The sequence below is a fragment of the Capilliphycus salinus ALCB114379 genome (assembly GCF_047276495.1).
Taxonomy (GTDB): Bacteria; Cyanobacteriota; Cyanobacteriia; order Cyanobacteriales; family Microcoleaceae; genus Capilliphycus; species Capilliphycus salinus.
In genome coordinates this window covers 476,324-501,606 of the sequence record NZ_CP178543.1, presented here as the reverse complement: position 1 = coordinate 501,606, position 25,283 = coordinate 476,324, and the positions used below count along the sequence as shown (strand labels likewise).

Here is a 25,283-nt window from a genome sequence, read left to right as displayed (position 1 = left end):
CAGGGATCGCAGACCTGAGAATCTTTTTAATCTCAAATTCACAGTTAAATGTCCGATATTCCCAGTCCCAATTACAAATCCTAGAGATGCAATTTATCGATCAAGTTGAAATTTTAGTCGAAGCGGGTAAAGGTGGCGATGGCATCGTCGCCTTCCGTCGCGAAAAATATGTTCCCGCAGGCGGGCCTTCCGGTGGGAATGGTGGCCGGGGCGGTTCCGTGATTTTGGTTGCGGTTGAACACCTGCAAACCTTGTTAGATTTTAAGTACAATCACCGTTTTCGCGCCGAAGATGGCCGGCGGGGTGGCCCGAAAAATATGACCGGGGCCGCAGGAAGCGATCGCATTATTGAGGTTCCTTGCGGGACTGCGGTTTATGATTTGGAAACCGAAGAACTTTTAGTTGATCTGGTTCATCCCAACCAAGAATTTTGTGTTGCCAAAGGCGGTAAAGGCGGTTTGGGAAATGCACACTTTCTCAGCAACCAAAATCGCGCCCCCGACTATGCTTTACCCGGACTTCCCGGCGAACAACGACAGCTTAGACTGGAGTTAAAACTGTTAGCTGAAGTCGGAATTATCGGTTTGCCCAATGCGGGAAAATCAACGTTAATTTCGGCGTTATCTGCTGCCAAACCCAAAATTGCCGATTATCCCTTTACCACGTTAATTCCTAATTTGGGAGTGGTTCGCAAACCGACGGGAGACGGTACCGTTTTTGCAGATATTCCGGGGTTAATTGAAGGCGCTCATACGGGTTTGGGTTTGGGGCATGAATTTTTACGCCACATCGAACGCACCCGAATTTTACTACATTTAATCGATATTACCGATCCCACTCCTGTTGAAAATTATCACACAATTCTGCAAGAATTACAAGCCTACGGCCGGGGTTTAACCGATCGCCCCCAAATTGTGGCGTTAAATAAGGTTGATGCGGTCGATACCGACAGCGAGGAGATTCAAGAAATCATCGATAAAATTGGGCAAATTAGCCAATCAAAAGTCTTTTTAATTTCGGCTGTTGCTCAAATTGGACTCAATGATTTAATGCAGGAAGTTTGGCGATCGCTTGATGAATTATCCCTCGGATGAAAATTCAACATTCCGGCGTTAAAATTTAGAGTATTGATCCCCCTAATCCCCCTTAAAAAGGGGGACTTTTAACTTCATTTTATTCTCCCCTTTGTAAGGGGGGCGAGGGGAGATTATTGGGGGCGTTAGAAAATCGGAAAAAACCCTATTCTTCAAGTTCAATACCCTCGGCCTTCAGTCGTTCTAAAAGGCGTTGGGCGCGAAGTTCGGCTTGTTCTGCGCGTTGGCGTTCTTGTTGAACCAACTCAGAACCCCATAACAACAGGTTTCCCGCCTCATCCCACCACCGCAACCAATAGCCGGTGCGTCTGTCGTGAGTACCTTGCCAAACACCCAAAAATAACTCCATTTCCGCGATCCAATATCGCCCATTTTTATCGGGTTTTTGTACCTTATATCGGCCAGAATCATCGGGCTTATAAAGTTCTAAAACCCCATTTTTTGGCTCAAAAATTCCATAGTTTGGAACCTGCAACACCTGCTCGTAAAAAAACCATTTTCCGGGCGGATAGGTGGGTTTTATCGAATATTCATCGCCCTCGGTTTCCGAGATAAATTCCATCACAATGATAGGAATATCCCCTTCCAAACGGGGCGTATAACTGCGTTCAACTTCTGAGCGATCGACTCGAATTTCCCGAATAAACGCCCAGTCGGGTGCTTTGACAACAATTTTGTCATTCACCGTCGCACAGATGCCATAATTCGTCGGTGTGAGGGAATTTTCGGGCAATTTTCCCGCAGTGCTTAAAGCATCTGTTAATGCCATTGCCAATAGGGGCTGAGTAATATTATCCACCGGATCGTCGGGTAAAATATAGTCTTCCGGTAACTTTTCCCAAGTCACTTTTAGACTGGTAGTGGTGACAGCCATAGCGTGAGATAACATTGCGGCTTGATGATTAAATTATATCATAAATTACGGATTTTTTTGAGTGTTTTTATGAGTCTTTTTAGTTGACAGTCTGTAGGTTGGGTTGAGGCAACGAAACCCAACACAAGCATAGGAAATCAAAAGATTGACTTTTGATGCACCCTACTTTTGACGGTTTTCTATATACCACTGTTTAAACGTTTGTTTGGGAACCGTTGGTAACGCCCGATGTCTCACCCAAGGATTTAAGATTTTACTCGAAAATAAAAACGGGAAATACTTCATTACTTTCTGAATTACCACATTTTCAGCAAAGCGATAAAGTAGAGGATTTCCTAACACCATCCCCGCCGCTTTCATACTCTCCCGACGGGGTAAAGAAAGTAAGTGTTTTTCCGCCATCACCCGACGCCATTTATAAATTTGTTCGGGGAGATCTATTTTCACCGGACAAACATCCCCACAGGAACCGCAAAGGGTAGAAGAATAGGGTAAATTGCTGTATTTTTTCGCATCAAAAGTTGGGTCTAAAACCATTCCAATCGGCCCCGAATACACCGCCCCATAACTTAATCCTCCACTGCGACGGTACACCGGACAAGTGTTCAAACAAGCGCCGCAGCGAATACATTTTAAAGATGACCAAAAATCCGCCATTCCTAACCGTTCGCTTCTGCCATTATCAACAATCACTAAATGTATTTCACCGCCCGGTTTGGGTTTGGTAAAATGGGAAGTATATTGAGTAATCGGAGAACCCAAAGCACTCCGGGACAGCAACCGAATAAATACCCCCAAATGTTCGACTTTTGGGATTAATTTTTCAATCCCCATACTGGCAATATGAAGCGGGGGAACGTTCGCCCCAATATCGGCGTTACCTTCGTTGGTACAGACTACAAAACTGCCCGTTTCTGCGATCGCAAAATTAACCCCGGTCATCCCCGCATCGGCTTTTAAAAACCGGGGTCTGGTATTTTGTCGCATCATTTCGTTGAGATAATGGGGATCGTCATTGTTGGGGTCGGTGTCTATTTTTTCTGCAAATAACTTCGCCACATCCTGACGGGTTTTGTGAATAGCCGGCATCACAATATGACTCGGAGGTTCTCGATCCAGTTGTTGAATACGTTCTCCAAAATCCGATTCTGTAATGCTAATTCCTTGGCTTTCTAAAAAGGGAACCATACCGCATTCTTCTTGCAGCATGGACTTACTTTTTATCAAAAATTTAACGTTATGGCTGCCGAGAATATTATGAACAATTTGATTGTGTTCCGCCCCATCTTTCGCCCAATGAACCTGTATTCCGTTTTGTTTGGCGTTGGCTTCAAACTGTTCTAAATAGTCCGCCAAATGGGTAAGCGTATGTTCTTTTATTTGTGAAGCAATTTCGCGCAATTCTTCCCATTCGGGAACGGAAGCCGCCCCAATATCCCGTTTGAGTCTGGCATTCCAGAGAATTTTATCGTACTGTTGGGCGCGTTTTTGGTCCTGTAAAAACTGTTCGGCTGCGGCGGCTTGGTTAACGGGTTTAGTCATAGTTGAAAACCGTTGAGAATTTGAGCAATATGAATTGTTTTTAGGTTAATTTTATAATAGTCAATGATGCCTTTTTGGTGAAGTAAGCAACTCATGTCCCCCGATACAATATATTCGGCACCGTTGCGGAAATGATCGTTAACTTTATCATACCCCATTTGGGCAGAAACCGCTTCTTCAAACACGCAAAACGTCCCCCCAAAGCCGCAACATTCGTCGGGACGGTCTAAAGTTACAAATTCTATCCCCTTGACCTTTTCTAAGAGGGTTTGACTTTTAGAAAAAGAGGCGATCATTAACTCAGACGGTCGAGAAGTTCCGAGTTTCCGAATAGCACTACAACTGTTGTGCAAGCCAACTTTGTGGGGAAATTCTGCCCAAGGAAAGCTGTTAATTTGCAATATATCGTGTATAAATTCCACCAATTCGTAGATATTTTTACGAACATTTTGCACCTCATAAGTTTGGGGGATGGCGTCTAAATTTGCCCGGACGTGATAAACACAACTCGCCGAAGGACTAACAATATATTGATAGTCTTTAAAACAGTCTACAAACACCCGTTCAGTCGCGGCTGCTTGTTGTTGGGTGCCGTTGGTTCCCATCGGTTGACCGCAACAGGTTTGGTCGAGGGGATATTCAACTTCTACGCCGAGTTTTTCTAATAATTCTAGCGTTGCTATTCCCACTTCTGGAAAGAACGCATCGATATAACAGGGAATAAAAAGACCGACTTTCATTGTTGGTTTTTTGGGTTATTTTTTTAGTTAATTTTACAGCAAAAAAACGGTTAAACTCCGAACCCCTTGGGCGCCGCGAATAATCACCGCTTCCACATCTCCCGTCGCCGAAGGTCCAGCCATAAATACGCCGTAGGAGGTTTGAGTTAATTCAATGCGTTGATAGGCTTGGTGCATATCTCTAACTAGCTGTTTGGAGTCGAGTAAAATGATTAAATGTTGAGAGAGAAAACCCAAGGCATTTACAACTAAATCTTCGTGAGTTAACCAGACCGCCCCATTTTCTGCAACTCCAAATTTTCCCCGGACAATAGCAACATCAACATCGGCTAATTCGTGGGGAGAAGTTTCGGGTTGAATGGGTTTATTTCCGGTTATTTCGGGTAGGGTTGAACAGATGATTTTTGCATCGGGATAAAGTTTGGTTATTTTCGTTTTGATTTCCTCGATATTGGAGACTTCAAAAGATTGTCCTCCCATGCGTTCGAGATGAGTTTTGAATTGATAAATTAGGGGTTCCGAGTTGTTGTTAAATACGGGAATTTCAGGAAGTTTAACGTCTGAATTGGGTTGATTTTTCCGAACGGAATTTAAAATCAAATCGCGGCTGTTCATTTTAATTTATGGGTATTATACAGATTGATTCTAAGTTTCTCTCAAACTCTTAAAGTCCTGCAATAATCTTTTTGATCAAATAAACTTTTCCTTTGTAGGGTGCATAACGCAATTTTAAATCTATCCAAAACGTGTTTTTTAAGACACTTTTATAATGAGAAAACCTATCAAAGCTAGCTTTTCCATGATAGCTTCCCATCCCGCTTTCTCCCACGCCGCCAAAGGGAAGATAAGTTCCTGAAAACTGCATAACCGTATCGTTAAAACATACCCCACCCGATGAAGTATTTTGAAGAACTTGTTGCTGTTTGGCTTTATCTTTGGAAAAGAAATAGAGCGCCAAGGGTTTGGGACGGGCGTTAATTTGAGAGATTGCTTCTCCCAAATTATTATATTCTAAAACGGGTAAAATCGGCCCAAAAATTTCGTCTTGCATCACCGGATCGTCCCAAGAAACCCCATCTAAAACCGTCGGCGCAATATATTTATCTTCCGGGTTAGTTTGTCCGCCCACAATCACTTTACCATTTTGTAAAAATCCTGCCAAACGGTTAAAATGTCCTTGACTAATAATCCTACAATAGTCGGGGCTTTTTTCGGGATTTTCGCCGTAAAACTCTTGAATGTTTTCTTTTATTTTCTCTAAAAGACTGGCTTTAACTTCCCGATTCACCAACACATAATCCGGTGCAATACAAGTCTGTCCCGCATTGATAAATTTACCCCAGGCGATGCGTTTTGCGGCATAATCAAGCTGAACATCGCTATCAACAATACAGGGACTTTTTCCGCCCAATTCTAAAGTCACAGGAGTTAAATTTTTGGCTGCGGCTTCCATAACAATTTTACCGATTTTTGTGCCGCCAGTAAAGAAGATATGATCGAATTTTTGGGCGAGTAAAGCCTGACTGGTTTCTACCCCGCCTTCCACCGCAGCAACGTAAGCCGGATCGAAGGTTTTTTGAATTATATTCGCGACAACTTTAGAGGTATTTGCCGCAATTTCTGAGGGCTTTAAAATCGCACAATTTCCCGCAGCAATTGCCCCAACCAAGGGGGAAATCATCAGTTGAAAGGGATAATTCCAAGGCCCAATAATCAGAACCACACCTAAAGGTTCTGGACAAATTTGGGCGGTGGCGGGAAATTGATCGAGAGAAGTCCGAACTTTTTTCGGTTTCGTCCAAGATTTGAGGTGTTTAATGGCATAATTAACTTCGGATACTGAAGCAATTTCAAAATAAGCTTCAAATTCGGGTCGGTTCAAATCCGCTTTGACTCCTGCAATAATATCGCCTTGATGGTCTATAATTGCTTGTTTAAGGCGTTGAAGTTGTTCCCGACGGAAGTTGACATTCTTCGTTTGACCTGTAGCAAAGAATTCTCGCTGCTGTTGGATCAACTTTTCAACTTGAACTGACTCTGCCATGATATCTTGATTCTAAAGGTTCATCAATAAATGTTACACCTTTAGCGTTCGACTCTTTCTAAAATGCTATTTTTAGCCTACCCTATTGATAGGATGAGTCACTTGATTCCTAACTGAGGTACAAATTGATCACAAATGACCATGAAGGAAATTCTCTATCTGGAAATCCCCACACCCAATACTGAAAGCGTTTGTACCTGGTTGCAGGATAAGTTTAAACCCGAAACCGGAGAAAAACACATCACCCCGGATGGTTTTCGTCTCAAGTTTACGTCTACTAACGCTAAAAATGACGAGTTGAACGAATTTTCAGTGTTCGTTTGGTCGGTTCAACGCACGACTTATTTAAAACTTTTTAGAGTCGGAAATCCGCCGAAAAATGATGAAAAATTATTGATTAAGCAGCTAGAAACTGAACTCAGACAACAATTTCCTTATCAATATCCCGAACCTCCAGAAATCGATCTTTCGCAACAATTGATTTTTGAAGCGTTAGCTCCCCACTACCCTTTGACAACAAAATACTTTCAAAAAATGCCCAATGGAGAATACGATCTTCAGCGGGTTTATTGGTGGGAAAAACGGTGGCGCGAAGGGGTGAGAAATCCGAAAACGCCCAAACAGGTCATTTTTTCTGCCCAAGATTCTAGCAGCAATTCTAAACCCAAATATGATTTAATTTATGTTGGCGGAGCGTTGGGCGTCATTCATGCCGCAGTGATGGCACGTTTGGGCTATCAAGTCTTGTTAATTGAACGGTTGCCCTTTGGACGGATGAATCGGGAGTGGAATATTTCTCGCAGCGAATTGCAAAGTTTAATTGATTTGGGATTATTCTCAAAAGCCGAGGTCGAAAGTTTAATCGCCCGAGAATATAAAGACGGATTTCACAAGTTTTTTGATGCCAATAATCCTCCCATTGCCAAAGCCCCAATTCTCCACACTCCCACGGTTTTAAATGTGGCTTTGGATGCAGAAAAATTACTGCGTGCTTGCGGGGAAAAATTGCGTCAGGCGGGGGGTGAAATTTGGGATGAAACCGAATTTATTCGCGCCGATATTGCACCTCAAAACGTTCAGGTTAAAACCGTTCATCTGCCCACAAAATCCGAACGAATTGCCACCGGACGCCTGTTGGTCGATGCGATGGGAACCGCTTCGCCTATTGCTTGGCAATTGAACGGAGGACGGGCGTTTGATAGCGTTTGTCCGACGGTTGGGGCGGTGATTGACGGGGGTTTTGAACCGGATGTTTGGGATGCAAACTATGGCGATGTTCTCAACAGTCACGGCGATATTTCTCGCGGACGTCAACTGATTTGGGAATTGTTTCCGGGCGGGGGAAATGAGTTAACATTTTATCTGTTTCACTATCATCAAGTTAACCCAAAAAATCCCGGTTCGCTGTTAGAAATGTACGAAGACTTTTTTACCATTTTACCCGAATATCGTCGCTGTGATTTGGATAAATTAGTTTGGAAAAAGCCGACTTTTGGTTATATTCCCGGACATTTTAGCGCCAGAAGTCGCGATCGCAAAGTGGCTTATGATCGCTTAATTTCTATCGGAGATGCGGCTTCCCTTCAGTCTCCTTTAGTGTTTACCGGATTTGGTTCTTTGGTGCGGAATTTATCCCGTTTAACCGATTTACTCAATACCGCTTTAAAACACGATCTTTTGCAAATCAAACACCTCAATCAAATTCGGGCTTATCAAAGCAATATTTCGGTAACGTGGCTATTTTCTAAGGGGATGATGGTTCCCACAGACAAACATTTACCCCCGCAACGAATCAACTCGATTTTAAATACCTTTTTTGGATTATTAGCCTCGGAACCGACAGCAGTTGCGGACACTTTTATTAAAGATCGGGCGGATTGGTGGACGTTTACTCGATTGGCGTTAAAAGCCGCACGAACCAATCCCAAACTGTTACTTTGGATTCTCGATTTTATTACTTTTAACGAAGTCATACGTTGGATGGTAAGTTATTTGAATTTCACGATTTTAGCCTTAATTAGTGGGCTTTTGGGTTGGGTTCCCCGGTTTTCTCGATGGATTCAACCTTGGTTAGAACCTCGTTATCCGGGGCTGTGGATGTGGCTATTGGCGCTTAGTTATGCCTTAACAGATGGTTTGGGACAACCTCAAACGCCGGGACATCGATTGGTTCAGGTGAAATCACCTGTTTAAAAGGTTAAAAAAACTTTCGAGTCAAAGTTTGACAAAATGCTGAAGTTCTCGCTACGATTGAAATGTTTGATTTATTTTAATTTTTAATCGTAGAAGAATTCAGCATGACTTGATTTAACCTCAAAACAAGGCTTTTTAACTTTTTGAACTACAGCAGTTCTTCAAGTTTATTCCGAATCACTTCATCGGGCAATAAACCAACTAAATTATTCATTCTTTGCCCATTTTTAAAATAAAAAATGTTGGGAAGACAATCTATTTGAAATCTTTCTCCTATTTGTTTATATTTTGCCAGATCGATTTTTACGACTTTTACTTGAGGAAAATAATCATTAGCCAGTTGGTTAAGAATGGGACGGATTCGACGGCTAAGATCGCAGCGGGATTGCACAAAACAGACGACAACTAAAGGATATTCCCCAATCAATCGATCAAAATCTTCATCTCGAATAAATACGGCTTTTTTCTGAAAAAAATGTTGGCTCAAATGTTCAATCCTCAAAATATTTTCTGGTCATTTTTATTTTATTTTTTAGGTAAAATAGTATACATTTTTGGGTTGAATAATATTAATTAAACTTCGATCATATAGACAAACAGAGAGATTTTTGTATAGTATAGATTCATTATCGTGGACTATGCTTTACAACAGAGTTATGACTGCCGAGAAATTAGATGACCTCTCAAGCTGGCAACGACTTGAGGAGGGACGCAAAGCAAAAGCTGCTCGCGGAGGGTATGCAGGTTACGGTTCTCCTGCCTTTGGTTTGTGTTCTATTAACGGTGAACTTGTAGAAGAACCCCGAGAACAGGAAATTATTGAGTTAATTCGTCGTCATCATAAATCCGGGAAATCACTACAACAAATCGCCAACTGGCTGAATGAAAAAGGTTATAAAACCAAACGGGGCCAGCTATGGCGAAGAATTTCAGTCAAGCGGGTTTTGGATAGGCTCTATCACAAAACTTCAGCTTCCGAAAGTGCGAACATCGACTCAGGGGAAACATCTCCTCAGTTGATGTCTGTTCGCTCCGAGGAAGAGTGAGCTTTTAACCTAAAACAGGCTTTGTTACCTAAATAACAGACTATACAGGTGTTCAACTGTTACATTCCTTAGATTACACCGAAACACGACAAATGTAAATATTCAGTTGGGCATTTAGGGGGATTGGGTGTAACATCCCTCTTCTGCTGCTTTTTCTAGCTTGAAAGCACTTAAAGTCTGTAAAGCTTTTGCTCCTTTCCTGATTCCCGTTTAGCATAGAAATGAGTCGTGAGTTTGGACTGGTAAACCATGCAACTTGAAGATTCTTTTCTCAAAGAACCCTTGTTAACAGATACAATTGATCGCCATCCTTTGATTATTTCTCCTGAAGTTCTATTGATTGATGCCATCGTTCAAATGAACTCTTATCAGGGAAGTAGCTGTTTAGTTAATAATGAGAATACCCCGGTAAAAATCCCTCAAATTAATCGATTTCAGTCCAGTTGTCTTCTGATTATGACGGGGGAAAAACTAATGGGAATTATCACCGAACGCGATCTTGTGCGACTAACCGCTCAAGGGATAGATTTTGAAAGCACAACCGTTGCCGAAGTGATGACCCAACCTGTGATTACTTTATCCCAAACCGCATTTAAAGATATCTTTGCTCCTTTGTTTTTATTTCGACGTTATAAAATTCGTCATTTACCCATAGTCGATGAACAAGAACGATTAATTGGGGTAATTTCTCCCGAACAAATTCGCCAAGCTTTACAACCCATTCATCTGTTAAGATTGTGGCGAGTTTCGGAAGTAATGACTTCTAGTGTTATTCAAGCGCCTCCAACTGCAACCTTAGAAAATATTGCTCAATTGATGTCCGGTTTTGGGGTGAGTTGCGTTGTTATTACTCAACCGGAAAGTGATGATCGTTATCTTCCTGTAGGAATTGTCACCGAACGGGATATCGTCCAATTTCAATTACTGAAAATCAATTTTTCTCGGACTATTGTTCGAGACGTTATGAGTCAACCTTTGATTTTACTCAGTCCAGAAGATACTCTGTGGAAAGCACATCAAGAAATGAAAAAACGTCATATTCGCCGCTTAGTTGTATCTTGGAATTGGGGGAGAGGATTGGGTTTAGTCACCCAAACTCGTATCTTGAAAATATTTGACCCCATTGAAATGAATACGATTATGGCTAATTTGCAGCAAACTTTAGAAAATCTTGAAAAAAAATCTCCAGAAATTTACAAACCTAATGCTCTGAAGTCCTCACCTTTTAGCGGAGAAGAAAAAACACCTAAAACTCAGTTATATGAATTGTTAAACGCTTTGAAAACGAAACAAAATAAAGCTTCAGATCTGGCTTTAACCGATCTTTTGTCCAGACTTCAAACTAGAGTTGAAGATTTGCTCGCCGAACCCAATCTTTCTCCGGAAATGCAAAAAGCTTCTTTAAACGCTATTTTGATCAATCTTAAACAAGCAAACTTTTTATTAGAAAATTCCAGCAGTTTTTACTGCTCTTAAACGGCAAATTACCGCCCTTACCCATGCTTTTTATATCCTTATAGCTTTCCCGCAAATTATAACTTTAATCTAAATCCGTCGGTAAATTGGGATTTCGATAATGTTCAAAAAAGCGTTGTATTTGATGGGGAAGAACCCGAGAAATAGATAACTCGGGAATATTATCTTCGGCAAAAAATCCAACTTCGCTCGTTTCATAACTCGATTTTGCTTCGCCGCCAACAATTTCACACAGAAAAAACATCTTATAAACATGATAGGGCATGGTCGGCTGATGACCTTGTTTTGTACGGTCGTAAACCGCCAATAATTTCACCACTTTTGTTTCAAAACCCGACTCCTCAAAAACCTCTCGGGTAACAGCTTCTGTCGGCGTTTCATTCACATCCGCCCAACCCCCCGGCAACGTCCAACGATGATTATCCAAAACCTCACGAACCAACAATATTTTAGACTCTTTAAACACCGCACCCCTCACATCAACTTTTGGGGTAGCATAGCCGTATTCTTGAGAAAATAAATCGACAATCACCTCTTTTTTTGTGTTAGTATGATGGGCAAAGATATCAGCGGCAATCTCTTGAATTTCCCGATAACGTTCGGCATCATACTCGCTTTGAACAAAATGTAATCCGGTTTGGGCGATCGCCTGTAACGCCTTTGCCCACTCGATCCATTGGGGTTCCATCTACCTCTCTCCCGTTGATATTCTTCTCTAGGCTACAACGGTTCGACTCAAAATTCCGATTTTTACGATTCGGGGATCAAGCATCGTACTATGGTAATAATTGACAACTTATTAAAATAATATGAAAGCCATCACTCTTTTAGGTTCAACCGGTTCGATCGGCACGCAAACCCTCGATATTGTCACCGATCATCCCGACAAATTTAGAATCGTTGGACTCGCCGCCCGTCGCAACGTCACCCTTCTGGCCCAACAAATTCGCACCTTTCGCCCCGAAATTGCCGCCATCTGCGATGAAACCCTACTACCCGAATTAAAAACCGCGATCGCCGATCTCGATCCCCAACCCATTCTACTCGCCGGTGAGTCGGGAGTCGTCGAAGTCGCCCGCTACGGAGACTCGGAAGCCGTCGTCACCGGAATCGTCGGTTGTGCCGGTTTACTCCCCACTTTAGCCGCCATTAAAGCCGGAAAAGATATCGCCCTCGCCAATAAAGAAACGTTAATCGCGGGCGGCCCGGTTGTCAATCCTTTAATTCAAGAATACGGCGTCAAATTGCTTCCGGCTGACTCCGAACATTCGGCAATTTTTCAATGCTTACAAGGGGTTCCCAAAGGGGGTTTAAAACGCATTATTTTAACCGCTTCCGGGGGTGCATTTCGCGACTGGCCGGTTGAGAAATTGGCAGAAGTAAAAGTGGCTGACGCGATCAAACATCCTAACTGGTCAATGGGTCGTAAAATTACCGTTGATTCTGCCACAATGATGAATAAAGGATTGGAGGTGATTGAAGCTCATTTTCTGTTTGGTTTGGATTACGATAATATTGATATTGTCATTCATCCCCAGAGTATTATTCACTCGTTAATTGAGTTGCAAGATACCTCCGTTTTGGCTCAATTGGGTTGGCCGGATATGCGTTTGCCGTTGCTTTATGCCATGTCTTGGCCGGAACGAATTTATACCAATTGGGAACAGTTAGATTTGGTGAAAGCGGGAAATTTAACCTTCAAAGCACCCGATAATCAAAAGTATCCCTGTATGCCTTTAGCCTATGCCGCAGGACGTGCGGGGGGAACCATGCCGGCCGTTTTAAATGCGGCTAACGAACAGGCTGTCGCGTTGTTTTTGGATGAGAAAATAGAGTTTTTAGATATTCCCAGAATGATCGAATACGTTTGCGATCGCCATCAAACCGATAACTGTCAAAATCCCTCTTTAGATGATATTATTGCCGTTGATAATTGGGCAAGACAAGAAGTGTTAGCCGCACAAAACAAACTCAATCAAACCGTTGCCGTTTAGAGAAATGGCTAATAAAAACCCGGTTTCTTAGAGAAACCGGGTTTTTGGAGGCAAAACAGGAGATAACAATGACACCACCAGATGAACCTACTATTAAATTAGACCAGTTCCTTAAATTCGTCGGTTGCGCCCAAACGGGAGGACAAGCTAAACTGATTATTCAGTCCGGTTGGGTGTTGGTAAATGATGAAATAGAAACCCGTCGCGGACGTAAATTGGTACACGGCGATCGCGTTACTTTTGAAGACAAAAGTTATATTGTTGAATTCGAGGGTCAATCTTAATTTAATCTTATCAATCCAAGTAATAATTAACTTGATCACAGTTTATTATAGGTTGAGTCATTTTGTCAAAGTAATTGCTAAAACTTTCAAATAACAATCAAAAAGTAAATTTAATCTATCTGACGAAATCTTCCTAATGAGAGAGCATGATCGATCACAAATAGAATAGTTTAGTAAGTAGTTTACTCTATTTTAAATTAATCTGTGGACACTTACATCCTTATTTTACTTGTAATTAGTTTAGTTTTACTGGGAGTCACTTGGGCTTCGGGTTGGATTTCCCGTTTACCCCTGTCCTACGCTCTCATCTATTTAGGAGTAGGAATACTTTTAAGCCCCTACGGATTGAATTTAATAAACCTCAGACCCAATGCTAATTTTTTAGAACGTTTAAGCGAACTTGTTGTAATCATTTCTCTGTTTAGCTGCGGACTCAAAATGAACCGTCGGCTAAACCTAACCTCTTGGAATATAACCGTTCGTTTAATTGCCGGTTTGATGCCTTTTTCGATCTTTGCAGTCGCAGCAATTAGTCACTTTCTCCTCAAATTTAGTTGGGGTGAAGCCATATTATTCGGAGCCATTTTAGCACCAACAGATCCCGTTTTAGCCTCAGAAGTTCAACTCAACCATCCCCACGATCCCGATGAACTTCGTTTTGGTTTAACCTCCGAAGGCGGATTAAATGATGCGCTGGCTTTTCCTTTTGTTTATTTTGGCATCCATTGGTTAAAAGATGAGAATTGGCAAAATTGGTTTAAACAGTGGGTTGCTGTGGATTTAGTTTGGGCAATTTTCGCCGGAATCGTCATGGGAATTCTCGTGACTAAACTCATTGTTTGGATAGATAGACAACTGCTAAAAATCCGACCGACTGATACAATTATGGAGGATTTTATTGCAATTAGCATTATTCTCGCCGCCTATTCCTTAACCGAAATTATTAATGGATATGGTTTTTTAGCCGTATTTGTCGCCGGAATTGTTACACGACAGAGTTATAAACAGGAAGAAAAGCCTTTTTCTCAACTAGAATTTATCGAACGAATCGAGAAACTTTTAGAAGTAGCGACCATTTTAATCTTAGGTACGTTACTGCGAATTGAACCCATGATTCGATTTGCTCCTGCTGCGGTTTTAATCGCCGGATTACTCCTGGTTGTGATTCGACCTTTGGGAACTTGGCTGTTTACAATTGGAACTCGTTATCATCCCCTCAAACGATTACTTTTCGGTTGGTTTGGAATTCGAGGAGTGGGTTCTATCTACTATTTAACCTACGCCCTCGGTGAAGGTTTACAAGGTTCGGTAGCGGAGTTAATGGCTTGGAGTGTTTACATCACCGTTATTATTTCTGTGGTTATTCACGGGATTAGTTCCACCCCTTTGATGAATTGGTATGAAAAACAGATAGAGCAACAAACTTAAACAGTTCTTAACTTTGGGTCTTGACCGTTGTCAATAAACGCTAGGAGCAAGAATTCATTAAAATCTAGTTGGAGACGAACTCAAATTTCTTACTTTAGGAGGAAGCTAGGAGTAGAGGCAATCCTTAAGCTGAATCTAAATACTATTTTATTTGATTCGAGTCAATGCCCTAACCCATCGCAATCGTCTTAACGCAGGTGGATCTATTGTTGTTACTTAAAATAGCAACAGATTAGATTCGTCATTGCACTAAACTTGCGTTCGTTAGAGCGTGGATCTATTCAACTCTAAGCTATATTCAGCCACCCCCGATGTAAATTACTATTCACAGAAAAGATAGATTGATGAGTAACAATTCGTATAAGGCGGCTATTTTGGATCTCGATGGAGTCATCACCCAAACCGCACGCCAACACGCCAAAGCCTGGAAGCAGATGTTCGATAAATATCTGCAACAGCGATCGCAAAATAACTCAGAAAATTACCAACCCTTTGATATTGATACCGATTATCGCAAATACGTTGATGGCAAACCCCGTTATGATGGAGTCGAAAGTTTCCTAACATCGCGGGGAATTAATTTGCCCAAAGGCGATCCCAATGACTCCCCCGAAACCGAAACCATTTGCGGACTCGGCAACCGCAAAAATCAGCTTTTTTTACAACTAATGGATCGAGAAGGAGTTGATATCTATCAAGATACCATTTCTCAAGTTCGTCAGTGGCGAGAACAGGGTATTAAAACCGCAGTCATTTCTTCAAGTCGCAACTGTGGAAATATTTTAGAAGCCGCAGAACTAACCCACCTTTTTGATGTTAAAATAGACGGGGTTGATTCTCAAGAACTTAATCTTGAAGGCAAACCCGCCCCCGATGTCTTCTTAGAAGCCGCCCGTCAGCTTGACGTTGAACCCAAACAGGCGATCGTGATCGAAGATGCCGTTGCCGGAGTTCAAGCCGGACGTGCGGGGAAATTCGGCCTGGTCGTCGGAGTTGATCGCGAGGGCGCTAACCCGTCGATGAGAGAACAGGGCGCCGATGTGGTGATTCAAGACCTGGGCGAACTCGATGATATCTTCTCCCCCGAAAAACAGCATTCAGCGTCCTCTGCCGGTTCCTCCTTGCCCTCCGCACTCGAAAAATTCGATGCGATTGCCAAACATCTCAGCAACCGCCAGCTAGCGTTATTTATCGACTACGACGGCACCCTCACCCCCATCGTTAACCGTCCCGAAGACGCCATTCTCTCCGACGAAATGCGATCGCTGCTGACACAGTTGACCGAACGCTTCCCAGTTGCAATTATTAGCGGACGGGATCTCGCCGACGTGCGGAAAATGGTCAGTCTCGATCATTTACACTATGCGGGCAGTCACGGATTTGATATCCTGAGTGCAGATGGAACCCACCAACAGCAGGAAGAAGCCAAATCTACCTTACCCGAACTCGATGAAGCCGAACAAAAATTACGCGATCGCCTCAACTCTATCGAAGGCGTAAATATCGAACGCAAACGCTTTGCGATCGCCATCCATTACCGACAAGCAACAGAATCGGCAGTTAAACAAATTGAACAGATCGTTGATAGTATACTCGAAGAACATCCCCAACTGAGCAAACAAAAAGGCAAAAAGATATTTGAACTCAAACCGAATATTAATTGGGATAAAGGTAAAGCCGTTTTTTGGCTGTTAGATCGACTCAACCTGAATAAACCCGATGTCATACCTATATATATAGGTGACGATACCACAGACGAAGACGCAATTCATGCCCTGCACGATCAAAATAAAGGGATTGGAATTCGCGTCGGTCTGCCAGAAGAACCCACACAAGCCGATTATTTATTACGCGATCCCGATGAAGTCAAACAATTCTTTCAAGCATTATGTAGCACTGAATAAATAAACACCGGAACAGGAGAAGTCAGAAGTTCAGGAGTTCAGGAAAAAACTATTGCCTATTGCCTGTTCCCTATTGCCTATTGCCTATTGCCTTTTGCCTGTTCCCTATTGCCTGAATTTACGGTGGCGAAGCGTAAAGCCCCCTGTTTTTAAACGGGGGATTGCTCTGCGAGGGAGCCAACTTCAGTTGGCAGTAAAAAGTTAGCCGTGATCTGGATCATTGATGTATTCAAGTATTCTTTTGCTATTTATTTTCCCAGTGGTATCGAACATATAAGAGTGAGTCTACAGGTTATGGTATCATAAATCATTATGAATACACTAAAGTTTAAGCTCTACCAACACAAGCGAAATAGATACCTCAAGCGCGCTATTAATGCAGCAGGAGTTATCTATAATCACTGTGTTGCCTTGCACAAACGGTACTATCGGATGTGGGGAAAACACTTAAACTGTGCAAAGCTTCAGAAACATATTGCTAAACTAAGGAAACGTAATAATTTCTGGCAATTAGTAGGCTCTCAAGCTGTTCAAGATATCTGTCAGCGCATTGATAAAGCCTATCAACTGTTCTTTAAACACAACAAGAAAGGAGTCAGACCACCTAGCTTTAAGAAGGTTAAAAAGTACAAGTCATTCACCTTAAAACAAGCGGGCTATAAATTCCTCGGTGGCAACAGAATTAAGATTGGTAGTAAAGTCTATCAGTTCTGGAATTCTCGACCCAGAGAAGGAAAGGTTAAAACTGTAACGATAAAGAGAACACCTTTAGGTGAAATATTTTTAGTAGTTGTTGTCGATAATGGCAGTCAACCCGAAATCAAGTCAGAGACAGGTAAAATTGCCGGATTTGATTTTGGACTAAAAACATTTCTCACTTGCTCTGAAGGCTTTTCTGTTCAGTCCCCACAGTTTTTAAAGCAGGCTATCAATGATGTTAAGAAAGCTTCTCGAAACCTGTCTAAAAAGCGTAAAGGTTCTAAGAATTGGGAAAAAGCGAGCGTCGCATCTAGTCAGACAGCACGAGAAAGTTGTAAACCGTCGCCGGGATTGGTTCTGGAAGTTAGCCCATCAACTCACCGACCAATTTGATGTTCTTTGCTTCGAGACTTTAAAACTCAAAGGAATGCAGAGACTTTGGGGACGAAAGATAGGTGATTTAGCTTTCGGTGAATTTATTGAAATCCTTGATTGGGTGGCAGTGAAGAAAGGAAAATTAATCGTCTTCATTGACCAGTGGTATCCCTCAAGTAAGACTTGTTTTCACTGTGGTCATGTTCTAGAAAAACTGGAATTAGATATTAGAGAATGGCGTTGTCCGTCATGTTCAAGCATTAATGGACGTGATGAAAACGCTTCTTTAAATATCAAGAGAGTTGGGGCATCAACTCTTAAGTTAGACGGTGTAAGACAGGTTTTTCCTGCAACTGTTGTTTGAACTTAGAATCCCCGCTAATTTATTGCGGGGAGTATGTCAATTTTAACCAACTATTTACTTAAATTTGATTATGATGCCAGAAAAAATTTCAGATTGGGAACTAACTTATACCGATTGGAATTCCGAACAGCAACCCCTGCGGGAAGCGCTCTGTGCTTTGGGCAACGGCTACATTGTCACACGCGGCGCCTTTGAAGAAGTCAACGCCGGAGGATGTCATTATCCCGGTACTTATTTGGCGGGCGGTTACAATCGCGTCGAAACCGAAATCGCCGGACATCTTATCGAAAATGAAGCTTTAGTGAATTGGCCGAACTGGTTAGCCCTGACCTTTCGACCCAAAGGCGGCGACTGGCTAAAACCCGATACGGTGGATATTCTCGAATTTAGCTATCGGTTGGATATCTATCGGGGTGTATTGGAGCGAAAAATGCGGTTTCGCTTCGGCGACGAGCGAGAATTTTCGTTAATCAGCCGTCGGTTCGTTCATATGGAAAAACCCCACCTGGCGGCCATAGAATGGCGACTAACCGCTCACAACTGGTCCGGGGAAATTGAAATTCGCTCTTGTTTGGATGGTTCAGTGACCAACCAAAACGTCGAACGTTACCGCCAGCTTAACGGAAATCACTTAGAAACCCTCGATCGCGGTTTGGATGGGGAAGATGCAACCTTTCTAACGGTTCGCACCAATCAGTCCCATATTGAGATGGCTCAGGCGTCAAAAATTCACGTATTTGAGGGAGAACAACCCATTTCCACGACTCGGGAGCGCCACCTGGAAAATGACCGCACCGTGCAGCATTTAACCGTGTCCTGTCAGTCCCAAAAAGAACTGCGGATCGAGAAGATTGTCGCCATCTATACCTCTCGGGATTTTGGCATTAGCCAACCGACCCTAGACGCCTGTAAAGCCGTTCGTCGGGCCGATTGTTTTGACGAGTTGCTGCGATCGCACGAGCGCAAGTGGCGACATCTGTGGAGTCTTGCCGATATTAGCCTCCACGATGGCAACAGTCACACTCAGTTTATCCTGCGGTTCCATATTTTTCACCTGCTGCAAACCACCTCAACCAATACAATCGATCGCGATGTTGGAGTCCCCTCAAGGGGATGGCATGGGGAAGCCTATCGGGGACATATTCTTTGGGATGAACTATTTATTTTCCCCTTCCTAACCTTGCGAATTCCCGAGTTAACCCGTTCGCTGTTAATGTATCGTTATCGTCGGCTTCCAGAAGCCCGCTATGCGGCAAAACAGGCCGGTTATGACGGGGCAATGTTTCCCTGGCAAAGCGGCAGCAACGGACGGGAAGAAAGCCAGGATTTGCACCTCAATCCTCGGTCAGGTCGTTGGATTCCCGATAATTCTAACATTCAGCGTCATGTCAATGCGGCGATCGCCTACAACGTTTGGCAATACTATCAGGCAACCCACGACCGGGAATTTTTAGCCTACTACGGTGCCGAGTTATTGCTAGAAATTGCCCGGTTTTGGGCGAGTATTGTGATTTACAATGGCGATCGCGATCGCTATGAAATCCGGGGCGTGATGGGGCCGGATGAATTTCATACGGGTTATCCAGACAATGAGAATCCCGGATTAAATAACAATGCTTATACCAATGTGATGGCGGCTTGGGTGCTGCGCTGTGCGGTGAACGTGTTGGATTTTGTCGGCAAAAAGCGGGGACAGGAGTTGAGAGAAATTCTAGAAATTGACGACGAAGAATTATTGCGATGGGATAAAATTAGCCGGAGGATGTTTGTTCCCTTTCACGACAACAATATTATTAGTCAGTTTGAGGGCTACGAAGATTTAAAAGAATTTGACTGGGCTGGTTATCGGGAAAAATACGACGATATTCAGCGACTCGATCGCATTCTAGAAGCCGAAGATGACGATATTAATCGCTACCAAGCCAGCAAACAGGCCGATGTGTTGATGTTGTTTTATCTTTTCTCCAGCGACGCCCTGCAAGAGTTATTTGAACACATGGGCTACAAATTTGATCGCGAGCTAATTCCCGATAATATTAATTACTATAAGTCGCGAACTTCTCACGGTTCCACCCTCAGCCGGATCGTGCATTCCTGGGTGTTGGCGCGATGCGATCGCAAAACCGCCTGGGAACTGTTTGAGCAAGCTTTACACAGCGATATTGGAGATATTCAAGGCGGTACCACCCCGGAAGGGATTCATCTCGGTGCGATGGCGGGAACCGTTGATTTGGTTCAACGCTGCTACATGGGGCTGGAAATGCGGGATGATGTGTTGTGGTTCGATCCGCTGTTACCCCACGAGTTATCCGATATTGAACTCCAGCTTCGCTATCGCGGACATTGGCTGTGGTTACGGTTGACCGATGAAAAGTTGCTGGTATCTTGCGAGCGGGGCTGTCCCCATCCGGTGAAATTGGGTTTTCGTCAACAAGTCTACGAGTTAGGCGCCGATGAAACCCGAGAATTTTCCTGTTAGTCCTCCGACAAAATTAACCAACAAAATCGGTAGAAAATTGACCCCACAACGTAGGGGCGCATGGCAATGCGCCCAAAACCGCCCCAACTTATAAACAATCGGTTGTAAGCTGTTCCTCATTTAAACCGATGATCAATCCGAGGGAAATCCTTTTAGTGCGACCTTTTGTCGCTACTCATACCCAATCTAAATGCGTGACAGCTTAATGCTAATTTAACCTTAAAAGTCAATACATTTACGTCATGCGAGAAAAAGCCGAGCGATCGCCCTTGATGCGACTGAGAGTGCAGCGTTTTCTGACTCAGAAGGAGTTAGCCGAAGCACTGGGAGTGACAGAAACGACCGTTAGAAATTGGGAAGCGGGGCGTTCGGTTCCGAAGTTAACCCCCGTTCAATATAAAAAATTGTTGGAAGTTCTGGAAATTACCGTTGAGGAATTGCCCGATCAGTTTGGTTTTCCCAATCAGTCCAACGAAAATCAACCCTGAAAATAACAACAGCGTGGGGCGCAAGGCCTGCCCTCAAAAAGTTAACGATTTTGAATTGAATTTTGACTTGAATTTGCGATCGCCGAGTTCCAGAATCGCTTACTGCGTCAGAACCCGCGCATGGGCAATTTCTCCTTTCCCGATCAGCGTGAGAAATTCTACTTGTTATCAGTTAAAATTTGGGTCGCAGCTTACAAGCCTGTAATAAACAAAACTGGAATTAAAATCGCACCTAAAATACCCGCCAAAAGCTTTTGAGATAAGAAATAAATTTTAGTCCAACCGTTTGCATCTTCAAAAATAAAAGCTTGAACCTTTGGATCGAGATCAATAATAGGCAACAGTATATCAAGACTGTAAAAGGAGACGATGCGAAGATTTTTCCAAAAAGTATTATAGAAATCGTTTTCATACAGGTCACAGAATTTGTATTCGTTTTTATTTCCTGTTATTCCTTTATCTTCAACCATCCACAGTCCTTTGTTAGGAAATATATTTTGACAAAATCCCAACTTGATATGATTAGGACTATTGAGTTCTAGATAGTTCAACCAAGTGTGAAATCTCTGTCGCTTCACTTTATCTTTAAGGTCTAAATCTTTCAAAATAAAATAAGTATCATCTTCAAAAATCAAGTATATTGACTTCTTGATTTTGTCAGGGCTTATTAAATATAGTTTTCCATTAAAAATGCAACGTTCTTTATATTGAATTTTACCCTTAAATATAATCGTTTGCAACGTTTTTTTGTTTGTCAAAATAGTTCTCTGGTCTTGAATTTCTGTTTTTCCTTCAAGAACTTTCTCTAGATTTTTTACGATCTCTTCTCTCAAAATCCAGGCTTGATCACTGATTTTATTTTGTTTAGACTTTAGATGAAAGAACGTCACAAAGAAACCGATTATCCAGAAACCCAAAAAGATGATAAAACTTTTCCATCTCTGGTAGCCAAATCCATAAAAAATATCTGCAACCCAAAGGGCGAATGTTTCTATTGGCATTGAGCTATTTTTGGCAATAAAATACTCAAGCTTTTTACGTCTATAAAGTAGCTCTTTTTCTAGAGAGTATTTTCCTTCTTGTCTAGCAATTGATGCCGCTTGTTCAAAGGGTTGAAACAATTTATTATATTTTGCTATTGGGTCTTCCTTTTCTTGGTCTTTTGTTTCTTCCTTTTCTTGGTCTTTTGTTTCTTCCTTTCGGTCTTCCGATTTGTCTTTTTTGTCTTTTGCTAGAGCCTCTTCGTATTGAGTCTTAAGGCAAATGGCTAACAATTTAAAGCCATTATCATTAGCTTTTTTATATTGAAGTCCATCAAGTTCAAGTAAACAAGTTGGTTTTTGTGCTAATTGGTATTTGTATTCTTGATCCTTTTCGTAAAATTTAAAGATATTACTATCAGCTTTCTTATATGGATTTCTAACAGGTGCAAGTAAACCAGTGTGTTCCTTTTCGTATTTACCTAGTTTACATCCTTGATCTTTTTCAAGTAAACATTTAGAAAAAGATTGATCTTCTTGAATCTGTTTTTCTAGAATTTGAAAGTTTTGTAAAACTGCATCTTGAAATATTATTCTCCAGGTGTCAATTGGTATATTAGTGAGAACATTATCACTCTTCCCCTTGGAGCCTATCAGTGACTTAATTCCACGATAAAACTCTTTAGACAATTTAATTTTTTCAAAATTATCTACCTGTTCTCTTGGGAGTTTAATTATAAAACTTTTGATTTGAGCATTGCTTAAATTTAGTTCTTGAAATCGGGTTTGATCATCAATTACAATTGCATCAGAGACTTGAATCGCTGTAAAGTCCAGAACCTGACTCGGTTCCTCCCCATTCTTCTTACCCAAGAAATTAAAGTTTGTCAAATATATCGAATTTCCAACTTTTGCAGTTAAAAGCTTTAAAAGTGTGACTTTTTTTTGTTCGGCTTTTTTTTGCGAATTACTTTGAGTATCCTTCTGAGAAGTTAAATCAGTTAAACTTGAGTTACTAAAATCAAGAGAACCATCAACATTAATACTGTCGAGATTAAAAATTACAATTTCTTCTTTTTCTTGTTTATACCTATTAATCAAATCGTCAATATTAGGATCAAATTTTGCATATCTCACGAATAAATCTCCTTTTATCACAGCATGATTTATAGATAGTATTTTTTTGAAAGTTGAGCGGTCTAAATATAAAGAATTAGAAAAATTTGTTTTGTATAAATTAACATTTTCCTTAAAGGTAGCACCCTCGAAATGCAGTTCTACATCAATAGAAGCAGAATCTAGATCAATATCTTCTGAAAAGACAGCATTTTTGATCACAATCTTTTCTGGTAAAGCACTCCGAAAAGGCTCTCGTAACAAAATTGTCCTCAGAAATTCTGCACTAACTTTTGTTGGCAACCATTTTCCGTTAATTTCGGCTTGATCGAGATCAACTACTCCTTTCTCACAAATTTCTTTCCACATCGATTTCTCTGATTTTGTCCACTTTCCTTTTTTTGTCCACTTTCCTTTTTTTTTCGAGTCATTCGGGTTATCTTGTACCGACTCTTCTGGAGGTGTCCATTTCCCTCCTACTGACTCTTCTTGAGGTGTCCATTTATCCTTTCGATCTTCATTTAAAATTAAGCAGTCATCATCTTTTGACACCACTTTTGTTGGGTAATCTAAAACTTGCATTGGATCTGGCGTTTGATTTGGCGTTTGATTTGGCGTTTGATTTTCTGCATAGACAACTGTTGAACTGAGAACACACCCAACAATCACAGCCGAGTTTGCCGCAACAGAAGTGAATAATCTAGAATATTTGGTAAAAAAAGAATTTAGGCACATTTTAAGACATCAGAATCAAATAAAACAATAATAGTTGATACCAAGATTATATGATTTGATCAAGATGATAAGCCATCGCACATTTAGATTAGGTATGCACGCATTTAGATTGAGTATAAGTAGTGACAAATAGTCTTACTAAAAGGATGTCCCTCGGATTGATAATCGGTTAAAATGACGCACAGCTTAAGCACAAAAAAACGCCCCCCAAAGGAGAGCGTTTTGACTATTTAGCTAAGAATTAGCCTTTGATAACGGGAGCAGATTCAACAGCAGCCAAATCTAAGGGGAAGTTGTGAACATTGCGTTCGTGCATCGCTTCAATACCCAAGTTGGCATGGTTGATCACATCAGCCCAGGTATTAATCACCCGTCCACTAGCATCAAGAACAGATTCGTTAAAGTTGAAACCGTTCAAATTGAAGGCGAAGCAGGCAACCGCCAGAGACGCGCACCAGATGCCAACTACAGGCCACGCACCCAAGAAGAAGTGCAGTGCGCGGGAGTTGTTGAAGCTGGCATATTGGAAAATCAAACGTCCGAAGTAACCGTGAGCCGCAACAATATTATAGGTTTCTTCCTCTTGACCGAACTTGTAACCGCAGTTTTGAGATTCGTTTTCGGTGGTTTCGCGAATTAAAGAAGATGTTACCAAACTTCCGTGCATTGCACTGAACAACGCTCCGCCAAAAACACCGACCACGCCGAGCATATGCAGGGGGTGCATTAAAACGTTGTGTTCCGCTTGCAGAACAAACATAAAGTTAAAGGTGCCGGAAATTCCCAGGGGTAAACCGTCGGAAAAAGAACCTTGACCGATGGAATAAACCAGCAGTACCGCAGTCGCAGCAGCCACGGGAGCGCTGTAGGCAACGGCGATCCAGGGACGCATTCCTAAACGGTAGGACAGTTCCCACTCCCGACCCATATAGCAGAAAATACCGATCAAAAAGTGAAAAACGATCAACTGGTAGGGGCCACCGTTGTACAGCCACTCATCCACAGAAGCGGCTTCCCATACGGGGTAAAAGTGCAAACCGATGGCGTTGGAAGAAGGAACAACGGCAGCGCTGATAATGTTGTTTCCGTACAGCAGGGAACCGGAAACCGGTTCGCGGATACCGTCGATGTCAACGGGGGGAGCGGCGACGAAAGCGATGATAAAGCAGATGGTTGCAGTCAACAGGGTAGGGATCATCAACACGCCGAACCACCCGATGTAAAAGCGGTTGCTGGTGGATGTTACCCAGTTGCAGAACTTATCCCAGAGGTTGGCGCGATCGCGCTGTTGTAAGGTTGTTGTCATATCCTATGATTGCGATGTGATTTTTAAGGTTTATGAGCAGCGATGGTTTTACTGCTTATTAATATCAATATATAACTACATAGTTAAATAGCTTGTCAAGGCTATTACTATAATTGTTATAA

The 25,283-nt window shown here is 42.1% G+C and carries 21 protein-coding genes and 1 pseudogene; 12 read left to right on the top strand and 10 right to left on the bottom strand.

What is annotated here, in order from left to right; translation table 11 throughout:
* Positions 1–86 precede the first annotated feature (86 nt).
* Positions 87–1,094 (top strand): GTPase ObgE, encoded by a 1,008-nt coding sequence (gene obgE, locus ACL6C3_RS02125; RefSeq protein ID WP_413164930.1) that lies wholly within the window; start codon positions 87–89, stop codon positions 1,092–1,094.
* Positions 1,095–1,239: 145 nt separating this feature from the next.
* Here obgE and ACL6C3_RS02120 read toward each other — a convergent pair whose 3' ends face one another.
* The 5 genes from ACL6C3_RS02120 to ACL6C3_RS02100 form a co-directional block, all read right to left on the bottom strand.
* Positions 1,240–1,968, bottom strand: coding sequence for a Uma2 family endonuclease (locus ACL6C3_RS02120; protein WP_413164928.1), 729 nt, complete (start codon positions 1,966–1,968; stop codon positions 1,240–1,242).
* Positions 1,969–2,130: 162 nt separating this feature from the next.
* Positions 2,131–3,510, bottom strand: coding sequence for a lactate utilization protein B (locus tag ACL6C3_RS02115; protein ID WP_413164927.1), 1,380 nt, complete (start codon positions 3,508–3,510; stop codon positions 2,131–2,133).
* A complete protein-coding gene (locus ACL6C3_RS02110) occupies positions 3,507–4,250 on the bottom strand; it encodes a (Fe-S)-binding protein (protein WP_413164926.1) in 744 nt (247 codons plus the stop codon). The genes ACL6C3_RS02115 and ACL6C3_RS02110 overlap by 4 nt, the downstream gene beginning before the upstream one ends.
* A 33-nt stretch (positions 4,251–4,283) precedes the next feature.
* Positions 4,284–4,865: a LutC/YkgG family protein gene (locus tag ACL6C3_RS02105; protein ID WP_413164924.1), complete on the bottom strand. Its 582-nt coding sequence runs from the start codon at positions 4,863–4,865 to the stop codon at positions 4,284–4,286.
* A gap of 49 nt (positions 4,866–4,914) precedes the next feature.
* Entirely contained in the window at positions 4,915–6,294 is a 1,380-nt protein-coding gene (locus ACL6C3_RS02100) for an aldehyde dehydrogenase (RefSeq protein WP_413164922.1), read from the bottom strand.
* Positions 6,295–6,435: 141 nt separating this feature from the next.
* Between ACL6C3_RS02100 and ACL6C3_RS02095 the strand changes: the two genes are divergently transcribed.
* The gene (locus tag ACL6C3_RS02095; protein ID WP_413168238.1) at positions 6,436–8,487 is read left to right on the top strand and encodes a flavin-dependent dehydrogenase; all 2,052 of its coding nucleotides are present in this window, start codon (positions 6,436–6,438) and stop codon (positions 8,485–8,487) included.
* A 148-nt stretch (positions 8,488–8,635) separates the two neighbouring features.
* Here ACL6C3_RS02095 and ACL6C3_RS02090 read toward each other — a convergent pair whose 3' ends face one another.
* A complete protein-coding gene (locus ACL6C3_RS02090) occupies positions 8,636–8,974 on the bottom strand; it encodes a thioredoxin family protein (protein WP_413164921.1) in 339 nt (112 codons plus the stop codon).
* 169 nt (positions 8,975–9,143) lie between these two features.
* Here ACL6C3_RS02090 and ACL6C3_RS02085 point away from each other — a divergent pair, with 169 nt between their 5' ends.
* Together ACL6C3_RS02085 and ACL6C3_RS02080 are read left to right on the top strand one after the other, a co-directional pair.
* On the top strand, positions 9,144–9,533 hold the full coding sequence (locus tag ACL6C3_RS02085) for a recombinase family protein (RefSeq protein WP_413164919.1): 390 nt from the start codon (positions 9,144–9,146) through the stop codon (positions 9,531–9,533).
* 249 nt (positions 9,534–9,782) lie between these two features.
* Positions 9,783–11,009: a CBS domain-containing protein gene (locus ACL6C3_RS02080; RefSeq protein WP_413164917.1), complete on the top strand. Its 1,227-nt coding sequence runs from the start codon at positions 9,783–9,785 to the stop codon at positions 11,007–11,009.
* Positions 11,010–11,073: 64 nt separating this feature from the next.
* Here the strand turns inward: ACL6C3_RS02080 and ACL6C3_RS02075 are convergent, their stop codons facing one another.
* On the bottom strand, positions 11,074–11,697 hold the full coding sequence (locus ACL6C3_RS02075; protein WP_413164915.1) for an NUDIX hydrolase: 624 nt from the start codon (positions 11,695–11,697) through the stop codon (positions 11,074–11,076).
* Between the two features lie 121 nt (positions 11,698–11,818).
* Here ACL6C3_RS02075 and ACL6C3_RS02070 point away from each other — a divergent pair, with 121 nt between their 5' ends.
* From ACL6C3_RS02070 to otsB, 4 genes are all read left to right on the top strand, one after another.
* Complete coding sequence (locus tag ACL6C3_RS02070) at positions 11,819–13,003, top strand: 1-deoxy-D-xylulose-5-phosphate reductoisomerase (protein ID WP_413164912.1); 1,185 nt, start codon at positions 11,819–11,821, stop codon at positions 13,001–13,003.
* 68 nt (positions 13,004–13,071) lie between these two features.
* On the top strand, positions 13,072–13,287 hold the full coding sequence (locus ACL6C3_RS02065; RefSeq protein WP_413164910.1) for an RNA-binding S4 domain-containing protein: 216 nt from the start codon (positions 13,072–13,074) through the stop codon (positions 13,285–13,287).
* A gap of 204 nt (positions 13,288–13,491) precedes the next feature.
* Complete coding sequence (locus ACL6C3_RS02060) at positions 13,492–14,715, top strand: cation:proton antiporter (protein ID WP_413164907.1); 1,224 nt, start codon at positions 13,492–13,494, stop codon at positions 14,713–14,715.
* A 344-nt stretch (positions 14,716–15,059) separates the two neighbouring features.
* Positions 15,060–16,619, top strand: coding sequence for a trehalose-phosphatase (otsB, locus tag ACL6C3_RS02055; protein ID WP_413164904.1), 1,560 nt, complete (start codon positions 15,060–15,062; stop codon positions 16,617–16,619).
* A 201-nt stretch (positions 16,620–16,820) separates the two neighbouring features.
* Here the strand turns inward: otsB and ACL6C3_RS02050 are convergent.
* A pseudogene (locus ACL6C3_RS02050) lies at positions 16,821–16,904 on the bottom strand (IS200/IS605 family transposase); the annotation flags it as partial.
* Positions 16,905–16,931: 27 nt separating this feature from the next.
* Here ACL6C3_RS02050 and ACL6C3_RS02045 point away from each other — a divergent pair.
* The 4 genes from ACL6C3_RS02045 (at position 16,932) to ACL6C3_RS02030 (ending at position 21,024) form a co-directional block, all read left to right on the top strand.
* Positions 16,932–17,711: an RNA-guided endonuclease InsQ/TnpB family protein gene (locus ACL6C3_RS02045; RefSeq protein ID WP_413164901.1), complete on the top strand. Its 780-nt coding sequence runs from the start codon at positions 16,932–16,934 to the stop codon at positions 17,709–17,711.
* On the top strand, positions 17,605–18,057 hold the full coding sequence (locus ACL6C3_RS02040) for an RNA-guided endonuclease InsQ/TnpB family protein (protein WP_413168237.1): 453 nt from the start codon (positions 17,605–17,607) through the stop codon (positions 18,055–18,057). Before ACL6C3_RS02045 ends, ACL6C3_RS02040 begins: the two co-directional genes overlap by 107 nt.
* Positions 18,058–18,127: 70 nt before the next feature.
* Positions 18,128–20,536, top strand: a complete 2,409-nt coding sequence (locus ACL6C3_RS02035; protein WP_413164899.1) for a glycoside hydrolase family 65 protein — start codon at positions 18,128–18,130, stop codon at positions 20,534–20,536.
* A gap of 242 nt (positions 20,537–20,778) precedes the next feature.
* Positions 20,779–21,024, top strand: a complete 246-nt coding sequence (locus ACL6C3_RS02030; protein ID WP_413164896.1) for a helix-turn-helix transcriptional regulator — start codon at positions 20,779–20,781, stop codon at positions 21,022–21,024.
* A 191-nt stretch (positions 21,025–21,215) separates the two neighbouring features.
* Here ACL6C3_RS02030 and ACL6C3_RS02025 read toward each other — a convergent pair whose 3' ends face one another.
* Both ACL6C3_RS02025 and psbA read right to left on the bottom strand, forming a co-directional pair.
* Positions 21,216–23,855 (bottom strand): hypothetical protein, encoded by a 2,640-nt coding sequence (locus ACL6C3_RS02025; protein ID WP_413164893.1) that lies wholly within the window; start codon positions 23,853–23,855, stop codon positions 21,216–21,218.
* 241 nt (positions 23,856–24,096) lie between these two features.
* A complete protein-coding gene (gene psbA, locus ACL6C3_RS02020) occupies positions 24,097–25,161 on the bottom strand; it encodes a photosystem II q(b) protein (RefSeq protein ID WP_413164891.1) in 1,065 nt (354 codons plus the stop codon).
* Positions 25,162–25,283 lie beyond the last annotated feature (122 nt).